Origin of the sequence: Phytobacter sp. MRY16-398 (genome assembly GCF_003925915.1) — a bacterium.
In the GTDB taxonomy this organism is placed as follows: Bacteria; Pseudomonadota; Gammaproteobacteria; order Enterobacterales; family Enterobacteriaceae; genus Phytobacter; species Phytobacter diazotrophicus.
The window spans coordinates 701,632-721,002 of sequence record NZ_AP018756.1 but is presented as its reverse complement, the minus strand read 5'-3'; the positions used below and the strand labels follow the sequence as shown (position 1 = coordinate 721,002).

Annotated in this window: 16 protein-coding genes; 6 read left to right on the top strand and 10 right to left on the bottom strand. The window is 55.9% G+C overall.

The window, feature by feature from the left end:
* The first annotated feature begins 23 nt into the window (after positions 1-23).
* On the top strand, positions 24-1,193 hold the full coding sequence (locus tag MRY16398_RS03490) for a coiled-coil domain-containing protein (protein ID WP_039078163.1): 1,170 nt from the start codon (positions 24-26) through the stop codon (positions 1,191-1,193).
* 146 nt (positions 1,194-1,339) lie between these two features.
* On the opposite strand, the gene MRY16398_RS03485 is transcribed toward MRY16398_RS03490, so the two are convergent.
* Complete coding sequence (locus MRY16398_RS03485; protein WP_272879240.1) at positions 1,340-2,113, bottom strand: siderophore-interacting protein; 774 nt, start codon at positions 2,111-2,113, stop codon at positions 1,340-1,342.
* A gap of 236 nt (positions 2,114-2,349) precedes the next feature.
* Between MRY16398_RS03485 and MRY16398_RS03480 the strand changes: the two genes are divergently transcribed.
* Complete coding sequence (locus tag MRY16398_RS03480) at positions 2,350-2,946, top strand: PadR family transcriptional regulator (protein WP_079497081.1); 597 nt, start codon at positions 2,350-2,352, stop codon at positions 2,944-2,946.
* Here the strand turns inward: MRY16398_RS03480 and MRY16398_RS03475 are convergent.
* From MRY16398_RS03475 to MRY16398_RS30515, 3 genes are all read right to left on the bottom strand, one after another.
* A complete protein-coding gene (locus MRY16398_RS03475) occupies positions 2,943-4,505 on the bottom strand; it encodes a methyl-accepting chemotaxis protein (protein WP_125123838.1) in 1,563 nt (520 codons plus the stop codon). The two genes, MRY16398_RS03480 and MRY16398_RS03475, sit on opposite strands and share 4 nt — an antisense overlap.
* A gap of 454 nt (positions 4,506-4,959) precedes the next feature.
* Positions 4,960-6,480, bottom strand: a complete 1,521-nt coding sequence (locus MRY16398_RS03470) for a methyl-accepting chemotaxis protein (RefSeq protein ID WP_039078167.1) — start codon at positions 6,478-6,480, stop codon at positions 4,960-4,962.
* A gap of 135 nt (positions 6,481-6,615) precedes the next feature.
* A complete protein-coding gene (locus MRY16398_RS30515; protein WP_158276533.1) occupies positions 6,616-6,771 on the bottom strand; it encodes a hypothetical protein in 156 nt (51 codons plus the stop codon).
* Positions 6,772-6,913: 142 nt separating this feature from the next.
* On the opposite strand from MRY16398_RS30515, the gene ygjG reads away from it, so the two are divergent.
* On the top strand, positions 6,914-8,293 hold the full coding sequence (gene ygjG / locus MRY16398_RS03465) for a putrescine aminotransferase (RefSeq protein WP_047373471.1): 1,380 nt from the start codon (positions 6,914-6,916) through the stop codon (positions 8,291-8,293).
* Positions 8,294-8,496: 203 nt separating this feature from the next.
* Here ygjG and lsrG read toward each other — a convergent pair whose 3' ends face one another.
* The 6 genes from lsrG to lsrA are packed head-to-tail and all read right to left on the bottom strand — an operon-like array spanning position 8,497 to position 14,213.
* Entirely contained in the window at positions 8,497-8,787 is a 291-nt protein-coding gene (gene lsrG / locus MRY16398_RS03460) for a (4S)-4-hydroxy-5-phosphonooxypentane-2,3-dione isomerase (RefSeq protein WP_125123837.1), read from the bottom strand.
* Entirely contained in the window at positions 8,784-9,671 is an 888-nt protein-coding gene (gene lsrF, locus MRY16398_RS03455; RefSeq protein WP_071194481.1) for a 3-hydroxy-5-phosphonooxypentane-2,4-dione thiolase, read from the bottom strand. Before lsrF ends, lsrG begins: the two co-directional genes overlap by 4 nt.
* Positions 9,672-9,683: 12 nt before the next feature.
* Positions 9,684-10,697: an autoinducer 2 ABC transporter substrate-binding protein LsrB gene (lsrB, locus tag MRY16398_RS03450; protein WP_071194480.1), complete on the bottom strand. Its 1,014-nt coding sequence runs from the start codon at positions 10,695-10,697 to the stop codon at positions 9,684-9,686.
* Between the two features lie 16 nt (positions 10,698-10,713).
* Positions 10,714-11,691, bottom strand: a complete 978-nt coding sequence (lsrD, locus tag MRY16398_RS03445) for an autoinducer 2 ABC transporter permease LsrD (RefSeq protein ID WP_039078171.1) — start codon at positions 11,689-11,691, stop codon at positions 10,714-10,716.
* A complete protein-coding gene (lsrC, locus tag MRY16398_RS03440; protein ID WP_039078172.1) occupies positions 11,692-12,726 on the bottom strand; it encodes an autoinducer 2 ABC transporter permease LsrC in 1,035 nt (344 codons plus the stop codon).
* Entirely contained in the window at positions 12,723-14,213 is a 1,491-nt protein-coding gene (lsrA, locus tag MRY16398_RS03435; RefSeq protein ID WP_125123836.1) for an autoinducer 2 ABC transporter ATP-binding protein LsrA, read from the bottom strand. Before lsrA ends, lsrC begins: the two co-directional genes overlap by 4 nt.
* Positions 14,214-14,429: 216 nt before the next feature.
* Between lsrA and lsrR the strand changes: the two genes are divergently transcribed.
* The 3 genes from lsrR (at position 14,430) to MRY16398_RS03420 (ending at position 19,258) form a co-directional block, all read left to right on the top strand.
* Positions 14,430-15,401, top strand: a complete 972-nt coding sequence (gene lsrR, locus MRY16398_RS03430; protein ID WP_039078174.1) for a transcriptional regulator LsrR — start codon at positions 14,430-14,432, stop codon at positions 15,399-15,401.
* Between the two features lie 43 nt (positions 15,402-15,444).
* Positions 15,445-17,037: an autoinducer-2 kinase gene (lsrK, locus tag MRY16398_RS03425; RefSeq protein WP_079497077.1), complete on the top strand. Its 1,593-nt coding sequence runs from the start codon at positions 15,445-15,447 to the stop codon at positions 17,035-17,037.
* Between the two features lie 199 nt (positions 17,038-17,236).
* A complete protein-coding gene (locus MRY16398_RS03420) occupies positions 17,237-19,258 on the top strand; it encodes an NADPH-dependent 2,4-dienoyl-CoA reductase (RefSeq protein WP_125123835.1) in 2,022 nt (673 codons plus the stop codon).
* The last annotated feature ends 113 nt before the right edge of the window (positions 19,259-19,371 follow it).

The following is a 19,371-nucleotide window of genomic DNA, read 5'->3' as shown; positions in this document are numbered from 1 at the left end:
TTTAAGCGCCTTAGCGAAAGACCATGAACAAACCCATAAAACGGCTTGAGATCATTAAGTACGCCATTGAACTGGAAGACGAAGGCATTATTCAGAGCCAGCTTCCTTTTCTAAAAAACGAAGTCACCGACAGTGAACTGGCGTTCATCGTATGGGCGCTTGAAGAGAAAAACTTTTCCGATGCGTTGCGCACTATCAATGCCTGGCTGCAGAGCCAGCGTTCAGTGGTGCAGTGGCAGGATCCCCAGGTTGCCGCCAGCAAACTGGAACTGAAAGCGCTGGAAGAGCAGTTGCGTGAGTTAATCGATAAACGTAACACCCGCATTCAGTTGCTGGATGATTTCAACGATCTGTACCTCACCCGTCTTGGGCCACTGATGTCACAGATCCTGCGCCTGCGTAAGATCCTCGCCGAGGCCGCCGTGCGTCGCCAGGAAGCCGAAGCGCATCGTCGTGAGGCCGATTATCTTCGCTGCCAGAAATATCTGTCGCAGGCGGTGGAGGTGCTGGTCACCCTTACCCGCCGCTGGCAAAGTTTTCCGCCCCAATCCCCGCAGGCGGCGGAGGCGCGTAAGCATTTGCAGCAGCAGAATGCGCTGATCGCCTCTTTGCTGGCCGAAGCGCAGGAGCTGGAGCAAGGCTTAACGCGTGAAGATGAACCGGCGCGTCAGGCGCGGGATGAAGCGCGCCAGGAGTATGAAGATTACCAGGAACAACAGCACGATGCCGAGCAGCGTTTTGGCTTCGAGCAGAAAATGTCACCGGATGAGCGCGTTGAGCTGAAACGCTTGTGGCGCCAGGCCAGTAAACTTTGCCACCCGGATTTGGTGGACGATGCCTTTAAAGAAGAGGCGCATGCCATGATGGTTCAGTTGAATCAGGCCAGGCAGCGCGGCGATCTGGGGGCAATTCGCCTTTTGTTAACCCGCCTGCAAAAAGGGCTGGAGCCGTTAATGGCCAGCGATCGTCTTAACGATCTTGCCCGCCTGCGCCAGCGTATTCATGAGGTGAAGCAGCATATTGCCAGCCTGATCGATGAGCTGAATGCGCTGGAGAAAGAGGAGTCGTGGCAACTGGTATCGTCACTGACCGATCAGGAAGGGTATTTCCGCCAGCAAGAGAAAGCCCTTGCCGAGATTCGTCAATCTCTGGAGCAGCAGGTGAGCGAAGCCGAATACGACGAAGTGGCGTAATCCGCAATCTCCCGGATGCGGCGCAAGCGCCTTATCCGTGCTCTTATCGATACCCACCGCACAACCGTAGCCCCGGTAAGCGAAGCGCCACCGGGGAGAGGCACAGATGCAACACTCCCCTTCCTGGTGAAGAAAAGTGTAGCGAACTACTTCTTATGCCAATAAGCCTGACCACGAACCCGTTGCTGGTCGATAGCGTCAGTCGCATAGTGATCCAGCAACGCTTTCACTACCGCACCCTCGCCCGTCAGCCAGATAAAATAGTCTTCCGACGGCACAGCAACCGGCGTCAGCTTTTCCACCACCGTCTGCCCGTCATGGCCAACCACCCAATCAATGTTGTAATCACTCAAATGGGCGAAATAATCTTTGTACGAGGCGTCCCCTACGGTGACCACCGCTTTGACTTCCGGGCGCACCGTCAGGCGGTTTAACCCTTCCAGCCGACGACGCAACGCCGGCATCCCGGACTCATCGCACACATACAACTGCCAGGCATAATCTTCCGGCACCACCAGCGATCCACGCGGTCCGCCGATGGTCAGCTTGTCGCCTGCCCGGGCCTGCATCGCCCAGGTGCTTGCCACACCACCTTCATGAATAAAGAAATCGATCGCCAGCTCCTGGCGGCGCTCATCATACAGCGGTGTGTAATCACGCGTTGCAGGGCGTGGCCCCTCAGCCCAAACGATACCCTCATCGGTTACCTGTGGAGGCGTAAACGCGCTACCCGGCTGTGGGAAAAAGACTTTGGTATGGTCGTCGAACCCGCGAGAGATAAACCCCTCCAGCGCCTCGCCGCCCAGCACAATGCGCTGAAACCCGGCACCCACACGCTCGACGCGTAACACGGTCAACTCGCGAAAACGCAACTCATTGCGTACACGCTGCGGATAACGTTGTTGTTTGATTGTCATAATCGGCCTTCGTGAAATTGAATACGATATATCTAAATTGATTTTTAAATGATAATGATTGCTGTTTATTGAGATGGCAAGCCTTTTTTAGATACATAAAATCAGAAGCGCACAACCTGCAAAAAAGAAAATTAAAAATCATTAAAATCAATAAACTATAAAAATAAACAGAACCAGACTTGTCATATTTTTAATTTTAGATATAAATTAGATATATCAAATTCACCAGGGAGCACAACATGCGACATCATCACAATGCATTCGATGAAGAATGCCAGCAGGGTCACGACAGCGAGTGTCACGCCGGGCGTCGCGGGGAACATCATCGCGGCCACCACGGCGAAGCCCATCATGGGCGCGGCGGCGGACGCCGTCAGCGCTTTTTCGGCCACGGCGAATTACGCCTGGTTATCCTGGATATCCTGACCCGTAATGCCAGCCATGGTTATGAGTTGATTAAAGAGATCGAAACCCTGACCCAGGGAAATTACACACCCAGTCCGGGCGTGATTTACCCGACGCTGGATCTCTTGCAGGATCAGCAGTTTATTATTATTCACGAGGAAGACGGTGGACGTAAAAAGATAGCCATTACCTCGCAAGGTCAGGCGTGGCTTGCCGAAAATAGCGAGCACCTGCAGCATATTCAGGCGCGTATCAAGGCGCGAAGCGTGGGTTATCAGTTACGAAAAGATCCGCAAATGAAGCGCGCGCTGGAAAACTTCAAGGCGGTGCTGGATTTGAAAGTTAACCAGTCAGAAATCAGCGCCGCCCAGTTAAAACAAATTATCGGTATTATCGACCGGGCGGCGCTGGATATCTCTCAACTGGATTAAGCCATCGCCCCGTCTTCACGCAGGCGGAAAACTTGCACCAGCTCGCGCAGGTGCGTCGCCTGCTCATTAAGCGCCGCCGCCGCCGCAACGGACTCTTCCACAAGGCTTGAGTTCTGTTGCGTGGTGGAATCAATCAGCCCGATAGCGCTGTTGATTTGTGAAATACCGTCGGTCTGCTCGCGGCTTGCCTGGCCAATCTCGCGCAGGATCACATCCATCTCCTGAACGTTGCTCACCATGCCGTTGATCAAACTGCTGGCTTTTTCCACCAGCGCCATGCCCTCACGGGTCTGGCTGGTGGAGTTTTCAATAAGCTGGCGGATTTCATTGGCAGATGCGGCACTTTTTTGCGCCAGTTGACGCACTTCACCGGCCACAACCGCAAAGCCACGACCATGCTCGCCTGCACGTGCCGCTTCCACTGCCGCATTTAGCGCCAGGATATTGGTCTGGAAGGCGATGGCGTCAATCAGGTTGATGATGTCAGACATACGGTTGGAGGTCTCATTGATCACACGCATCTTCTCGGTGACCTGTTTCATCATCTCGCCATTGTTTTTAACCACATTGGCCGCATCCGCAGACAGGCTGGTGGCTTCGGTGGTGTGATCGGCCGTGTTTTTCACGGTCGCGGTAATCTGCTCCATGGACGATGCAGTCTGTTCGACAGAGCTGGCCTGCTCCTCTGTGCGGGCCGCCAGATCCTGGTTTCCGGCCACAATTTGCGCCGCGGCGCTTGAGATACTGGCCGAGCCAAACTGCACTTCCTGAACAATGTCCACCAGGCGGGTTTTCATCTCCATCAAAGCACGCAGCAGGATACCGGTCTCATCACGATAGTCGGAGTGGATAGTGCGGGTTAAATCACCGCTGGCAATCGCCTCGGCGAACGTCACCGCTTCACGCAGCGGGCGAGTAATGGCGCGCACTATCACCCATCCCAAAAGCGTACCCACGCCGATACTGATAATCGCCAGGGCAATCAGCAGTAAACGGTTGGTGCTGAAATCGCTTTGAACCTGCTCACTACCATGACGCATCTGCGCATCCTGGATAGCAATCAGGGCCAGCACTTTCTCTTTGTAGGCTTTTTGGATTGGCACCATTTTGATCATCATTTCAGTGATAGCCGCCGAATGATCATCCTTCTTCACGTCTTCCAGAATACGAAAACGCGAGTCCAGAAATTGCTGACGGATATCTTTAATCTCGGCGAGGATTTTTTGCGATTCGCTGTCATGGAGGTTTTTTGTCAGATCGTCCAGAAGAACCGTTACGCGGGAACTAATTTCGCCGAGCTGCTTCTCGGTCTCTGCCTGCCATTTGCCATCCGTGTCCAGTAACATAAGTTGCTGCGTACTGACAAAGCTCTGGAAGTTATCGATGAGTTGATTGGCTTTTACGGTGGTCGGATAATCATTGTGAATAATATCCTGCATTCCATTATTAGCACGATTCAGACTGAACAGTGAAAGAGCGGAGCTGGCTACCATCAAGACAATAAAAAATCCGAACGCGAAAAATAATTTCGCACCAATTTTTACATCATGTAAAAACATATATTCCCCCATGCACATGATTATAATTTTGCGAAAAAACCCTTTTCAACAAAGAGTTAGATGCGTTGCTTTAAAAGAGACGCCAGAAATAATATCTCCACTGCATGTTATCGGTAACCGCTGCGCTAACTTTATGAGATTGATCGTTTTTTTATTTCAGTTGTGATTATTCTGATAGTTATCAGCTATTAATTGAGATCTATCGATCGTTATATGTTCTGAGGGAAGAAGTTGCGCAACGTATATTAACGCCACTTAATTGTCTTTTAATAGGAATAACAAGTTAAATTAAATGGAATATAAGTGATCAAAAAAGAAACTATATTTAATATTAATTTAACATTTTATAAATATAAATAGAACAAATTAAAAGATGCAATATAACCATATAAAAAACAAGGTTAAATAAATACAAAGAGAAAATTCCCTCTCTATAAATAGAGAGGGAGAAGAATTAATGCAGCACGGAAACGGCGTCCTGCAAACGGCTGGCGCGGTGTTTTACCATTGAGGAAACATTGGCGTTTTCGGCTACCAGCCCGGCATTTTTTTGCGCGATGGTATCCAATTCTGCCACAGCATGGGTCAGCTCTGACAGCCCTTGCGCCTGTTCAGAAGTCGACTGGCTAATCTGACCGATCAGGGAGGTCACGTTTTGAACCTGGGTGACGATATTGTCCATTGTCCTGCCTGCCGCATGGACCTGTTCATAGCCCGATTGCACTTTGCTGGCGCTGGCATCAATCAACTTGCGAATATCATTTGCCGCACTGGCGCTACGGCTGGCAAGGTGGCGAACTTCCCCGGCCACCACCGCAAAACCTTTGCCCTGCTCACCGGCACGGGCGGCCTCCACTGCGGCATTGAGCGCCAGAATGTTGGTCTGAAAAGCGATGTCATTAATCAATGCGGTGATTGAACCGATGCGCTGCGTACTGTCAGCAATTTCGTCCATCGTTTTCACCACCGTTTCCATCGCTTTTCCTCCATTCGCCGCCGCGCTACTGGCGGAGCTGGAGAGTTTGTCAGCCTCTGTCGCGGTATGGGAATTATTTTGCACCGAGGCGGCCATCTGGCTCATCGTGGCAACGGTCTGCTGCACATTGACGACGGTCTGCCGAGTACGCTCGTTCAGATCGTCGTTACCTTTTGCCAGCGTTTCGCTACCGCTGCGCACGCTACTCACCTGACCGGAAACATCGTGAATCAGCCAGCGACACATTAACCCCAACTGCCCAACGGACCGCAGAGTAAGGCCCAGTTCGTCGCTACGTTTCAGATGCGTCACGCTGTTACGTTCACCGGTCGCCACGCTGAGGGCCTGACGGGCGACTTCCTCAACCGGACGCACAATTTGCCATTCAAGGCAGGCACAGCCCAATAGCAAGATCGCGGCACTCAACAAAATCGTCGCCGGACCATTCCCGGAAAGCCACAGACCAGCCGCCAGCACCATCCACAAGAGCGCCATCACCCCGCGTGTCCGCCAGCGTAATGGCAGAGAGGGCAGTTTACCCAGCCAGCCCCGGCTAACCACCAGCCCTTTATGGATCCGCTTTTTAGCTCGCCCTTCCTGAATGGCTTTATATAAAGGTGTGACAGCGGCAATTTCTTCCTGGGTGGCGCGGGTACGAATGGACATATAGCCCGTCACTTTTCCGTTACGCACCATTGGTGCAGCGTTAGCCCGTACCCAGTAATGATCGCCATTCCGACGGCGGTTTTTAACAATACCGCTCCAGGGTTCGCCCTGTTTCAGGGTGTACCACATGTCCGCAAAGGCGGCTTTCGGCATATCCGGGTGGCGTACCAGGTTGTGCGGCTGGCCGATCAGTTCGTCCAGCTCAAAGCCGCTTACCTGCGAGAAGGTGTCATTGGCGTGGGTGATATAGCTTTGCAAATCGGTGGTCGACATCAGGGTGGTGTCAGCATCAAGGGTGTATTCCCGTTGCGTGACAAACGGCGGAGCAGACATGATAAGCATCCTTTGCAAGTTATTCGGCTGTTAAAAATTTTATCGAATGTTATTTCGGCGATAATGAATTTATCTTTAGTTGTTAAATTTGATTTAGATCGCAATTTGCGATTAAACCGCACTATTTGTATGTTTTTAAGCTGCTGATTTATATAGTAACGCCTTGAAACTACCAAGTTTTCCTGATTTATCGCTGCGCGAAAATGAGGCAATAATCGCACCACCACGGTGCATTTCGCTTAAAAAACGCGCACTGCGCGTTTTCTTTTCCTCTATTTCAGAGCGTAACAAAGGGTAAGATCCGGGATCTAATCTCGTACAAATGCATTTTTCCCTGGTGTTTATCCCGATTTTCATTTACGGCTTCGATGTGGCGCAATCCCTGCAATACTTAAATCAGTATCATGTGATACGCGAGCCCCGGGAGCATATTTTGAACAGATTACCTTCCAGCGCATCGGCTCTTGCCTGCAGCGCACACGCACTGAACCTCATAGAGAAACGAAAGCTTGATCATGAGGAGATGAAAGAATTAAACCGAGAGGTACGAGAATACTTTAAAGAGCATGTCAATCCGGGGTTTTTAGAGTATCGAAAATCTGTTACTGCCGGCGGGGATTACGGAGCCGTAGAGTGGCAAGCGGGAAGTTTGAATACGCTTGTCGACACCCAGGGACAGGAGTTTCTAGATTGTCTGGGTGGGTTTGGTATCTTCAATGTGGGGCACCGTAATCCAGTAGTGGTTTCCGCCGTACAGAATCAACTCGCAAAACAACCTCTGCATAGCCAGGAGCTTCTCGACCCACTGCGGGCGATGCTGGCAAAAACGCTGGCGGCATTAGCCCCAGGCAAACTCAAATACAGCTTCTTTAGCAACAGCGGCACGGAATCCGTCGAAGCGGCATTAAAGCTCGCTAAAGCGTATCAGTCGCCACGGGGCAAATTTACCTTTGTCGCGACCAGCGGCGCGTTCCACGGTAAATCCCTGGGTGCGTTGTCTGCGACGGCGAAATCGACCTTCCGTAAACCGTTTATGCCGTTGCTGCCGGGCTTCCGTCATGTGCCGTTTGGCGATATCGAGGCCATGCGTACCCTGCTCAGTGAATGTCATAAAACCGGCGATGATGTCGCTGCGGTGATCCTTGAGCCCATTCAGGGTGAAGGCGGCGTTATCCTGCCACCGCAGGGTTATCTACCGGCCGTGCGTAAGCTGTGTGATGAGTTTGGCGCGCTGCTTATCTTTGATGAAGTGCAGACCGGGATGGGCCGTACGGGCAAGATGTTCGCCTGCGAGCATGAGAACGTCCAGCCGGACATTTTATGTCTTGCGAAAGCACTCGGCGGCGGCGTGATGCCGATCGGCGCGACTATCGCGACCGAAGAGGTCTTCTCCGTCCTGTTCGATAATCCTTTCCTGCATACCACCACGTTTGGCGGTAACCCGCTGGCCTGTGCGGCCGCGCTGGCGACCATCAACGTGCTGCTGGAAGAGAACTTACCGGCACAGGCAGAGCAGAAAGGTGACATGCTGCTTGACGGCTTCCGCCTGCTGGCGCGTGAATACCCGGACCTGGTGCAGGATGCACGCGGCAGAGGGATGCTGATGGCTATCGAGTTTGTGGATAACGAAATCGGCTATACGTTTGCGAGCGAAATGTTCCGCCAGCGTGTACTGGTTGCCGGGACACTCAACAATTCGAAAACTATTCGTATTGAACCGCCGTTAACACTGACGATTGAACAGTGTGAACAGGTACTCAAAGCGGCACGCACCGCGCTGGCAGCAATGCGCGTGGCGGTGGAAGAAGCGTAAAGACGGTGCGCCCTTCTCCCCCTCACCCCTGCCCTCTCCCTCAAGGGAGAGGGTGAAAAACAGCCCCCCACCCGCTCGATCGGTTCCCTCTTCCCTGTCGGGTTGAGGAATCCCCATAAAAATGCGAGCACGAACGGTCCCCCTCTCCTCTTTGGGAAGAGGGTCAGGGTGAAGTAAACACCGCGCACCACTCCAAACCGCTATTACGGCATCAGCCCCACAAACGTCCTTTTCTTACGCGGCTCCGACATCAGATCTTCCAGCTTCGCCACGCAGGCCAGATAGTGCGGCGTCTCCTTGTGCGCCAGCACAGCAGCCTCATCCTTATACGCCTCGTAGATAAAAAACCGCGTCTTCACTTTCGGATCCTGCAACACATCAAAACGCAGATTTCCCGGCTCCTTCACTGCCCCCTCGTGATTGGCGCGAAACACCTCAAGAAACTCATCGATCTTGTCCGGCTTGATGTTAATTTCCACCAGCGTCACATTCATTGTTGCTCTCCCTGTTTCTCTTCCTGCCAGAACTGATACGCCTCACGGGCGCTCATATTCTCGTGTACCACTTTTTTTACTGCTTTGAGCATGGCGAGCGGCGCGCTGGACTGGAAGATATTGCGCCCCATGTCCACGCCGGACGCCCCCTGGTCGATGGCGCGAAAACACATCTCTAATGCCTCCAGCTCAGGCAATTTCTTGCCCCCGGCAATCACAATCGGCACCGGGCAACTGGCGGTGACTTTCTCAAACCCCTCTTCGACAAAGTAGGTTTTGACAAACTGCGCCCCCATCTCGGCGGCGATACGGCTGGCCAGTGAAAAATAGCGTGCATCCCGCGCCATCTCTTTGCCGACGCCGGTGACCGCAAGCGTAGGGACACCGTAACGGTTCCCGGCATCCACCAGCTTAATAATGTTATTGATCGACTGATGCTCATGCTCGCTGCCGATATAAACCTGGGCCGCCACCGCACAGACGTTCAGCCGCAGGGCATCCTCCATCGCTACCGCCACGCACTCGTTCGACAGTTCGGTCAGAATAGAGTTACCTCCCGACGCCCGCAGCACCACCGGTTTATTGGTAGCGGGCGGCACCTGGCTTCGCAGCACCCCACGGGTACACATCAGCACGTCCGTTTCGCCAAACAGCGGGGCGATGGATAAATCGATACGCTCAAGGCCGGTAGTCGGCCCCTGAAAATAGCCGTGGTCAAACGCCAGCATCACCGTGCGGTTGCTTTTCGGGTTGAAGATGCGCGACAGACGCGACTGCATCCCCCAGTCCAGCGCCCCGCAGCCTTTAAGCGTAAACGGCACATTCTGTTGCGGCCGGTCGAGGCCAAAATCTTTGCCATCTTTGATGTCATCTAAATCCGCCATCGTTTCCTCCCATCAGAAGTCGTATTTGCCAATGTTCTCTTTGGTGAACACCACGCGTTCCGGCAGCAGCACAATCCCGTTGCCTTTCGCTTCATACTGATAGCCCTGCACGCTGTTTGGCTCGACTTTAAGCGTGCCGATATCTTTCACGTCGACGCTGTCGCCCACGTTAAGATCGCCTTTTTTCAGCAGATGTTCGGCGACATTCACCGAAATTTTCCCCTGTTGCACCACATCCCACAGGCCAAAGGCTTTCACCGTACCGCGCTCTACATACGGGCGCATGACGTTCGGCGTACTAAAGCCGACAATCGCCACTCCTTCCCGTTTCAGGTTCTCCGCAGCCTGTGCTGCCGCTGGCAGAGCATTGGCATCCGGCGCAATGATCGCGTCCAGATCCGGATACGCTTTTAAGATCCCTTCTGCGGTTTGCAGCGATTTGGTCGCATCGTTATAGCCAAACTGGGTGGTGACGATTTGCCACTGGGGATGATCTTTCTCGATTTTGGCTTTCGCCTCTTTTACCCACTGGTTCTGGTCGGTCACCGTTGGGCTTGAATAGAAGAAAGCGACTTTGGCATTCGGTTTGGTTACCTGCTTTGAAGCCATCTCCACCAGCAGACCACCCAGTTGCTCTGGCGTCCCCTGATTGATGTAGATGCTGCGACACTCAGGCTTGGTATCGGAGTCCCAGGTCAGCACTTTCACACCGCGCTGCATCGCCCGTTTCAGCGCCGGGCACAGCCCATCCGGCGAAACCGCGGAGACAATAATGGCCTTGTAGCCCTGGTTGACGAAGTTGTTGATGAGCTGAACCTGGCCGGAAACGCTCGGTTCGGTCGGGCCGTCATAGGTCACATCCACACCCAGGTCTTTGCCCGCCTCTTTCGCGCCGTTGCCGCCGCTGGTGAAGAAGCCCACCCCAACCAGTTTGGGAATAAAGGCGATACGGTCAGCCGCCTGGGCAGCCATGACGCTACCCGCCAGCGCCAGCGCGCTCAGTTGCACTATCAGTTTTGTCTTCATCTCATGCTCCAAAAAATTAACGCGAGAGAACCCGATGCCAGGTCATACGCACCCATTCCCGGTGCAGACTCAGCGAACGTCCCATCACCACCACCACCAACAGCGCCCCTGACAACGCGCTCGACACCTGGTTGGGGATGCCGACCATCTGTAACCCCTGCTGTAAATACCCCACCAGCAACGCTGCCAGCGCAGTACCCAGCACCGAACCTGAACCGCCATAAATATTGGCCCCGCCCAACACTGCGGCGGTAAGTGCAGGCATCAGCAAATCGCGCCCCAGATCGGAACGCGCTGAACCGAAATAAGAGACCAGCACCACGGCGGCAATGGCCGATGCCACCCCGACCAGCCCGTAAAGTGCGTAAGGCATACCGTTCACCGACAGCGCCGCATAGCGCGCCGCACGCGGGTTCTGCCCGAGTAAAAAGAGGTGACGGCCAAAACGCGCCCGGTGCGTGATCAGCCAGAAAAACAGCGTGATCACCGCAAACAGCACCAGCGGTACGGGCAGGCCCAGCAAAGTGAGATTGGCAAAGGCGGTAAAGCTATCCGGGAAACCGCTGATACCTTCATAACCCGTCGCGCCCGCCATGCCGGAGAGCAACAGCGCGCCACCGCCATAGAGATAAAGCGTGCCGAGGGTAATGACCAACGGACTGATGCCGGTATAGTGAATCAACGCCGCGTTGACCAGCCCGCACAGCAGCCCAAGCGCCAGCGTCAGCACTATGGCCACGCTCATCGGCCAGCCCGCCTGCATCATCACTCCCAGCGCGATGGCGCACAGGCCAATGGTCGAGCCAAGCGAGATATCGATACCGCCGCTGATGATCACCAGCGTCAACGGCAGCGCCACAATGCCAATACAGATAAAATCACTGGTGCTGAACAGCAGCATATTGACGTCCAGCATGCGCGGGTTCAGCGCGCCAAAAAGCAGGATCTCCAGCACCAGTAACAGCAGCAGCGCAAATTCCCAGTTGAGCTTCATTTACGCCACCTCTTTGTTTTTACGTTTGGGAAAAGGGGCCACGTTTTTGCTCCCCTTATTGCCGGGCATAAAGCGGCTGTATTTCAGTTGCCGTTGATGGCGGGCCAGCGCCTGGCGTAAACGTCCGTCCAGCACCAGCACGCCGAGCAGCACCAGACCCGCGATAAAGTCATTCCACCAGGCCGGGAGCTTAAAGAGCACCAGCACGGTGTCGATTTGGGTGAGGAAAAAGGCACCGAGAAACGCGCCGACAAGCGTTCCCGTCCCGCCGAGCAGCGAGATACCGCCGAGCACACAGGCGGCGATGGCTTTCATCTCCAGCCCGCTGCCGGTCTGATTCGGTACAAAGCCAATCTGCGAGGCAAAGACAATACCGGCGCAGGCCGCCAGCACGCCGTTCAGGGTGAAGGCCAGCATCCGCGTGCGGTTCACACCGACACCGAGCTGGCGGGCGGCGGCGAGATTATCCCCCACCGCATAAAAGTCGCGGCCAAACGCCGTGCGCGCCAGCACCCAGGTCCCTGCGCCGAGCACCAGCAGCACCAGCCAGCCCAGAGGGGAAACCCCGGTCGCTCCCGCCACAGAGAGTGATTTCAGACTGGCAGGCAGCCCTTCAATCCACTTACCGCCTGTCCACAGCAACATTGCCCCGCGATACAGCCCGAGCGTACCCAGCGTTGCCACAATCGCCGGAATTTTCAGTCCCACCACCAGCAGGCCATTAAAGGCCCCGGCCAGGGCGCCAATCGCCAGGGAGAAAAGCATGGCGACAGGCAGACTGTAGCCGCTGTTCAGCGCCACCCCGACGGCAATGGCGCACAGCCCCACCGTTGAGCCCACCGACACATCAATATTGCGGGTCAGCATCACCAGCGTTGCGCCGAGCGCCAGCAACATCAGGATCTGGCTACTGGCGAAAATCATGCCCACGGTTTGCAGGCTGAAAAAGGAAGGGTTCAGCGCCACCAGCACCACAAACAGCGCCAGGATAGCCAGAAACGCGCTGAGCTCACGGTTTTTCAGTAATGTTTTCATGGCTGTCCTCCGCCGAAAGCCAGTGTCATCATGCGATCCACACTCACCGCATGGCGCGGCAGTTCCCCGCTCAGTCGGCCCTGATGCATAACCAGCACCCGGTCGGCCAGCCCTGGAAACTCATCCAGATCGCTTGAGATCATAAGCACCGCCACGTTTTGCGCCGCCACGCTTTTGATCAATTGATAGATATCCGCCCGCGCCGCCACGTCCACCCCGCGCGTCGGTTCATCGACAATCAGCAACAGCGGGTTGGCCTCCATGCAGCGCGCCAGCAACACCTTTTGCTGGTTCCCGCCGGAGAGGGTGCGGACAATTTGATCCGCATGATTCAGCTTGATCCCCAACGCCCGGTGATAGCGCTCCACTACTGCAGCTTCACGTTTGCGCTGCTGCCAGAGAGAGGGTTCATTCAGGGCAACCGTGTTCCAGCGTACCGGGGCATCAAGAAACAACCCCGACACCTGGCGGTCTTCCGGCAGATAAACCAGCCCGCGCGCCAGGCGTGCGCGGGTGGAATCGCCACTGATCTCACGGTTCTCCAGCCAGATACGCCCCGCGCGCACCGGGCGCAGGCCATAAAGAGTTTCAGCAAACTCGGTACGCCCGGATCCCACCAGCCCTGCCAGACCAACGATCTCCCCGGCGTGGATCTCAAGGCTGAGATCGATAAACCCCTCCCCCGTCAGATCAGCCACCCGCAGCACCGGGAAATCCTGCGGCTGGGTACGGCGATTGCCCGGCAGCGCCAGCCACAGTTTTTGGGTATCGCTTAAGCTTTTTTCGCGGCTCGCGGGCGTCATGGCGGTAATCAGGGCGTTGTCGTCGAGGCTGGCGATTTCACCGCTCAGCACCACTGCCCCGTCGCGCATCACCGAGACATGGCTTGCCAGCGCGCGGATTTCCGGCAATTTATGAGAGATAAAAACAATCCCAACACCCAGCTCTTGCAGGGCGCGGATCTGGCGGAAAAGCCGGTCAGTTTCGCCGGGCGTAAGAGAGGCGGTGGGTTCGTCGAGGATCAGGATCTTCGCGTCGCGCATCAGGCCGCGTAAGATCTCCACCATTTGCTGATCGGCCACTTCCAGCGTACTGGCGGCAGCCTCCAGGTTAAGCTGGCAGTTAAGCTGCTGCAGTTTCTCAGTGAGCAACGCGTCATGTTGTGCGCTGCGCGGCAGACGAAACAGGATATTTTCCCGCACGCTCAGGTTGGGAAACAGCATCGGTTCCTGCGGGACCAGATAGATACCAAGCTGATGCGCCTGATTCGGCTTAAGGCGCGCAAACGCCTTGCCGCAAACGAAAAGTTCACCGCTGTCTGGCGTTTCCACCCCGGCGATAATTTTCATTAGCGTCGATTTTCCCGCGCCGTTACCGCCCATCAGCGCATGGACCTGGCCTGAATACAGCGTGAAATCAATGCCTTTCAGGACCGTGACGCCTGAAAATTGCTTATTGATACCTCGCGCTTCAATCAGTGGATTCATTGCAGCCCCGCTATTGAACAAATGATTTTTTATTTCAATAATGTTCAAAAGCGTAGACGGTGAACTATATTTACAACCGTGCAGTGATCACACTTTTATGTATTTGGATCTCTCTATTCCAACAGCGACATCAAAAGATCTGTTTTGCCAGGCGGCTCACATTTTCACCGCAGGCAAGCACGAACATATGATCTAAATTTTTATAAGAGTTCAGATATGAGCGAAAAAAGAACATTAGAAGAAGGACGCTTTGCAGGTCTGGCGCTGGCAGAAGAAGAGCTGGTGGCCCGTGTGGCCTGGTGTTACTACCACGACGGCCTGACACAAAACGATATCGGCGAGCGTCTGGGTTTACCGCGCCTCAAGATTTCGCGCCTGCTGGAGAAGGGGCGGCAGTCCGGGGTGATCCGCGTACAGATTAACTCCCGGTATGAAGGGTGTCTGGCGCTGGAAACGGAGCTGCAACGCCAGTTTGGCTTACGCCTGACCCGCGTGCTGCCAGCCCTGAATACCCCGCCCATGAGCGTGCGACTCGGGATTGGCGCCGCACAGTCGTTAATGGGAGTGCTGGAGCCGGGTCAGCTTCTGGCGGTGGGATTTGGCGAAACCACCATGAGTTGTCTGCAGCACCTGAGCGGGTTTATCAGTTCGCAGCAAATTCGCCTGGTGACGCTCTCCGGCGGTGTCGGCCCCTACATGACCGGGATTGGCCAACTGGATGCCGCCTGTAGCGTCAGCATGATCCCCGCGCCATTGCGCGTATCGTCGCCGGAGGTGGCAGAGATCCTGAAACGGGAATCGAGCGTGCGGGATGTGATCCTCGCCGCCACCGCCGCCGATGTTGCCGTGGTGGGTATTGGATCAGTGAACCAGAAGCGCGACGCCACGATCCTGCGTTCGGGCTATATCAGCGAAGGTGAACAACTGATGTATGCGCGCAAAGGGGCCGTCGGCGACATCCTGGGCTTCTTTTTGCAGGCCGATGGTGAACGGGTCGAAGGGCTGGAGATTCATCGGGAATTACTCGGCGTCACCCTGGATGAGCTGGCGCAATTGCCGACCATCATCGGTGCCGCCGGGGGCGTGGAAAAGGCAGACGCGATTTATGCCGCACTCAAAGGCCGCCGTATCAATGGCCTGGTGACGGAAGAAACAACAGCACGCGCGGTCCTGGCGTTGGCGCAATAACGCGCCGCTTGCCGCGCTGCGCTGATAACAGCGAGGCAAGCCCATGAGTTACCTTTTAGCGTTAGATGCAGGGACCGGCAGCATTCGTGCAGTGATCTTCGATTTAACCGGGAGACAGGTTGCCGTCGGCCAGGCGGAATGGAAACACCTGAGCGTGGAAAATGTGCCGGGCTCAATGGAGTTCGATCTCGCCACCAACTGGCAACTGGCCTGCCAGTGCATTCGCCAGGCGCTGGCGAACGCGGGTCTTTCCGGTGCGGATATCAAGTCCATCGCCTGCTGTTCCATGCGCGAAGGCATTGTGCTGTATGACCAGTACGGTGATGCCATCTGGGCCTGCGCCAACGTCGACGCGCGCGCCAGCCGGGAAGTGGCCGAACTCAAAGAGATCCATAACGATCGCTTCGAATCCGAAGTCTATGAGGTCTCCGGGCAGACGCTGGCCCTGAGCGCGATGCCCCGCCTGCTCTGGCTGGCTCACCATCGCCCGGATATCTATCGCAACGCGGTCACGATCACCATGATCAGCGACTGGCTGGCGGCGCGCCTTTCCGGCTGGCTGGCGGTCGATCCTTCCAACGCGGGCACCACCGGCATGCTCGATCTGTTTACCCGTGACTGGCGGCCTTCGCTGCTGGATATGGCCGGACTGCGCGCCGATATTCTCTCGCCTGTAAAAGAGACCGGCAGCGTGCTGGGCGAAGTGACCAGAGAGGCGGCACAGGAGAGCGGTTTGCGCGAAGGCACGCCGGTAATCATGGGCGGCGGCGATGTCCAACTGGGTTGTCTGGGGCTGGGGGTGGTACGCCCCGGACAGACGGCCGTGCTCGGGGGGACATTCTGGCAACAGGTGGTCAACTTGCCGCAGGTGCGGACCGACCCGGAGATGAATATTCGCGTAAACCCGCATGTGATCCCAGGCATGGCGCAGGCGGAGTCGATCAGTTTCTTTACCGGCTTAACCATGCGCTGGTTCCGTGACGCCTTCTGCGCGGAAGAAAAATTGATTGCCGAGCGTATGGGAATGGACACCTATAGCCTGCTGGAAGAGATGGCTGCTCGCGTTCCGGCAGGCTCCCACGGCGTGATGCCGATCTTCTCCGATGCGATGCATTTCAAGCAGTGGTACCATGCGGCGCCGTCGTTTATTAACCTCTCCATCGACCCGGAAAAGTGCAATAAAGCGACGCTGTTCCGCGCGCTGGAAGAGAATGCCGCCATCGTCTCAGCCTGTAACCTGGCACAGATTTCCCGCTTTTCCGGCGTGAAGTTCGACAGCCTGGTGTTTGCGGGCGGCGGTTCAAAAGGGGCGCTGTGGAGCCAGATTTTAAGTGACGTCACAGGCCTGCCTGTACGCGTGCCGGAAGTCAAAGAGGCCACCGCGCTGGGCTGCGCCATTGCCGCAGGCGTCGGGGCGGGTCTGTATGACGATATGGCGGCAACCGGTGAACGACTGGTGAAATGGAGCCGGGAGTTCACGCCGAACCCGCAGCATCGCGAGTTATATGACGAGATGATGCAGAAGTGGCAGGCGGTGTATGCCGATCAGCTCGGTCTGGTGGATAGCGGGCTGACAACATCCATGTGGCAGGCACCTGGGCTGGTACGCGCATCATCACCCCGTCTTTCTGTCTGAGGGCCCAGGCCGCAACCCCTGATGCGCCACGGCGAGGCAGAAACGCTCGATCGGTCCCCTCTCTCCGTGGGAGGGGGTCAGGCCGCGCCAATCTTTGAATCCCATCACAATCACCGCATTCCCCTTTTCCCTTTTCTCCGCCAAACGCTAAATTACAACTCATCCGACCACATAACAAAAAATTAACACTGGAAGCGATATGAGCCATTACCCGTCGTTATTTGCCCCACTGGATTTGGGTTTTACTACGTTAAAGAACCGCGTATTAATGGGGTCAATGCACACCGGTCTGGAAGAGCGCCCTGACGGCGCGACCCGGCTGGCGGCCTTCTATGCCGAACGAGCACGCCATGGTGTGGCGCTGATTGTCACCGGCGGTGTGGCGCCGGCGCTTTCGGGCGTAACGATGCAGGGTGGTGCGGTACTTAACGATGAACATCAGCTTCCGCATCATCGCCTGATAACCGATGCCGTACATCAGGAAGGCGGCAAAATCGCCCTGCAAATTTTGCACACCGGGCGTTACAGCTTTCAGCCAAACCTGGTGGCACCGTCCGCCATTCAGGCGCCGATTAACCGTTTTACCCCGCACGCTCTGCGTCATGACGAAATCCTGGCGCTGATTGACGACTTTGCCCGCTGTGCACATCTGGCACAGCAGGCCGGTTATGACGGCGTGGAAGTGATGGGCTCAGAAGGCTATTTGATTAACGAGTTTCTCGCCGCACGCACCAACCAGCGGGAAGACGAATGGGGCGGCGATTACGCCCGGCGAATGCGCTTTGCCGTGGAAGTGGTCAGGGCGGTGCGTGAACGGGTAGGCCGTGATTTTATTGTTATCTACCGCCTGTCGATGCTCGACCTGGTGGAAGGCGGCGGCGTTTTTGAGGAAACCGTCCAACTGGCGAACGCCGTTGAAGCGGCGGGCGCGACCATCATCAACACCGGTATCGGCTGGCACGAAGCCCGTATCCCGACCATTGCCACCCCGGTGCCGCGTGCGGCATTCAGTTGGGTTACCCGCAAGCTGAAAGGCAAAGTGGGCATCCCGCTGGTCACCACCAACCGCATTAACGACCCGCAGGTGGCAGACGATATTCTCTCTCGCGGCGATGCCGATATGGTGTCGATGGCGCGCCCGTTCCTTGCCGATGCCGGGATCCTTTCCAAAGCGCAAAGCGGTCGCGCTGATGAGATCAACACCTGCATCGGCTGCAACCAGGCCTGCCTCGATCAGATCTTCGTGGGCAAAGTGACCTCGTGCCTGGTCAACCCGCGCGCCTGCCACGAAACCAAAATGCCGCTCACACCAGCCACCCGCCAGAAAACGCTGGCCGTGATTGGCGCAGGTCCCGCCGGTCTGGCCTTTGCCGTCAACGCCGCTGCCCGTGGGCATAGCGTGACGCTGTTTGATGCGGCTGCCGAGATTGGCGGTCAGTTCAATATCGCCAAACAGATCCCCGGCAAAGAGGAGTTCTACGAAACCCTGCGCTACTACCGCAAAATGATCGACATCACCGGCGTGACGTTACGGCTCAATCAGTTTGTGCAGCCCACCATGCTGGAAGCCTTTGACGAGGTGATCCTCGCCAGCGGTATTGTGCCGCGCACGCCGGAGATCGAGGGGATCACCCATCCTAAGGTGCTGAGTTACCTTGACGTTTTGCGCGATAAAGTGCCGGTCGGCGAGAAGGCGGCGATTATCGGCTGCGGGGGAATTGGTTTTGATACCGCGATGTATCTTAGCCAGCCGGGCGAACCCACCAGCCAGAATATCGCAGAATTTTGTGTGGAATGGGGCATCGATACCAGCCTCAACCATGTGGGCGGTTTGCGCCCGGAAGGCCCACAGTTGCCGAAAAGTCCGCGTAAGATCGTGATGCTCCAGCGTAAAGCCAGCAAACCGGGTGAAGGTCTGGGGAAAACCACCGGCTGGATCCACCGTACCACCCTGCTGTCGCGCGGGGTGAAAATGATCCCGGCGGTCAGTTATCAGAAGATCGACGACGAGGGGCTGCATGTCTTGATCGGCGGCGAACCGCAGTTGCTGGCGGTAGACAATGTGATCCTGTGTGCAGGCCAGGAGCCGCGCCGCGAGCTGGCAGAGCCGTTACAGGCGGCGGGAAAAACGGTGCATTTGATTGGCGGCTGCGATGTGGCAATGGAGCTTGATGCCCGCCGGGCGATAGCCCAGGGCACGACGTTAGCGCTGACGATTTGATGTGGTATGACGACCCGGATGGCGGCGCAAGCGCCTTATCCGGGCCAGGGGTTGTTTTCCGGTATTCGGGCGCGCTTTGTAGCCCCGGTAAGCGCAGCGCCACCGGGGGAAAA

Excerpts from the sequence above, each read along its gene's own strand:
- MRY16398_RS03490 (WP_039078163.1), top strand. The coding sequence starts at position 24 with ATGAACAAACCCATAAAACGGCTTGAGATCATTAAGTACGCCATTGAA.
- MRY16398_RS03480 (WP_079497081.1), top strand. The coding sequence starts at position 2,350 with ATGCGACATCATCACAATGCATTCGATGAAGAATGCCAGCAGGGTCAC.
- MRY16398_RS03475 (WP_125123838.1), bottom strand. The coding sequence starts at position 4,505 with ATGTTTTTACATGATGTAAAAATTGGTGCGAAATTATTTTTCGCGTTC.
- MRY16398_RS03470 (WP_039078167.1), bottom strand. The coding sequence starts at position 6,480 with ATGTCTGCTCCGCCGTTTGTCACGCAACGGGAATACACCCTTGATGCT.
- lsrG (WP_125123837.1), bottom strand. The coding sequence starts at position 8,787 with ATGAATGTGACGCTGGTGGAAATTAACATCAAGCCGGACAAGATCGAT.
- lsrF (WP_071194481.1), bottom strand. The coding sequence starts at position 9,671 with ATGGCGGATTTAGATGACATCAAAGATGGCAAAGATTTTGGCCTCGAC.
- lsrB (WP_071194480.1), bottom strand. The coding sequence starts at position 10,697 with ATGAAGACAAAACTGATAGTGCAACTGAGCGCGCTGGCGCTGGCGGGT.
- lsrD (WP_039078171.1), bottom strand. The coding sequence starts at position 11,691 with ATGAAGCTCAACTGGGAATTTGCGCTGCTGCTGTTACTGGTGCTGGAG.
- lsrC (WP_039078172.1), bottom strand. The coding sequence starts at position 12,726 with ATGAAAACATTACTGAAAAACCGTGAGCTCAGCGCGTTTCTGGCTATC.
- lsrA (WP_125123836.1), bottom strand. The coding sequence starts at position 14,213 with ATGAATCCACTGATTGAAGCGCGAGGTATCAATAAGCAATTTTCAGGC.
- lsrR (WP_039078174.1), top strand. The coding sequence starts at position 14,430 with ATGAGCGAAAAAAGAACATTAGAAGAAGGACGCTTTGCAGGTCTGGCG.
- lsrK (WP_079497077.1), top strand. The coding sequence starts at position 15,445 with ATGAGTTACCTTTTAGCGTTAGATGCAGGGACCGGCAGCATTCGTGCA.
- MRY16398_RS03420 (WP_125123835.1), top strand. The coding sequence starts at position 17,237 with ATGAGCCATTACCCGTCGTTATTTGCCCCACTGGATTTGGGTTTTACT.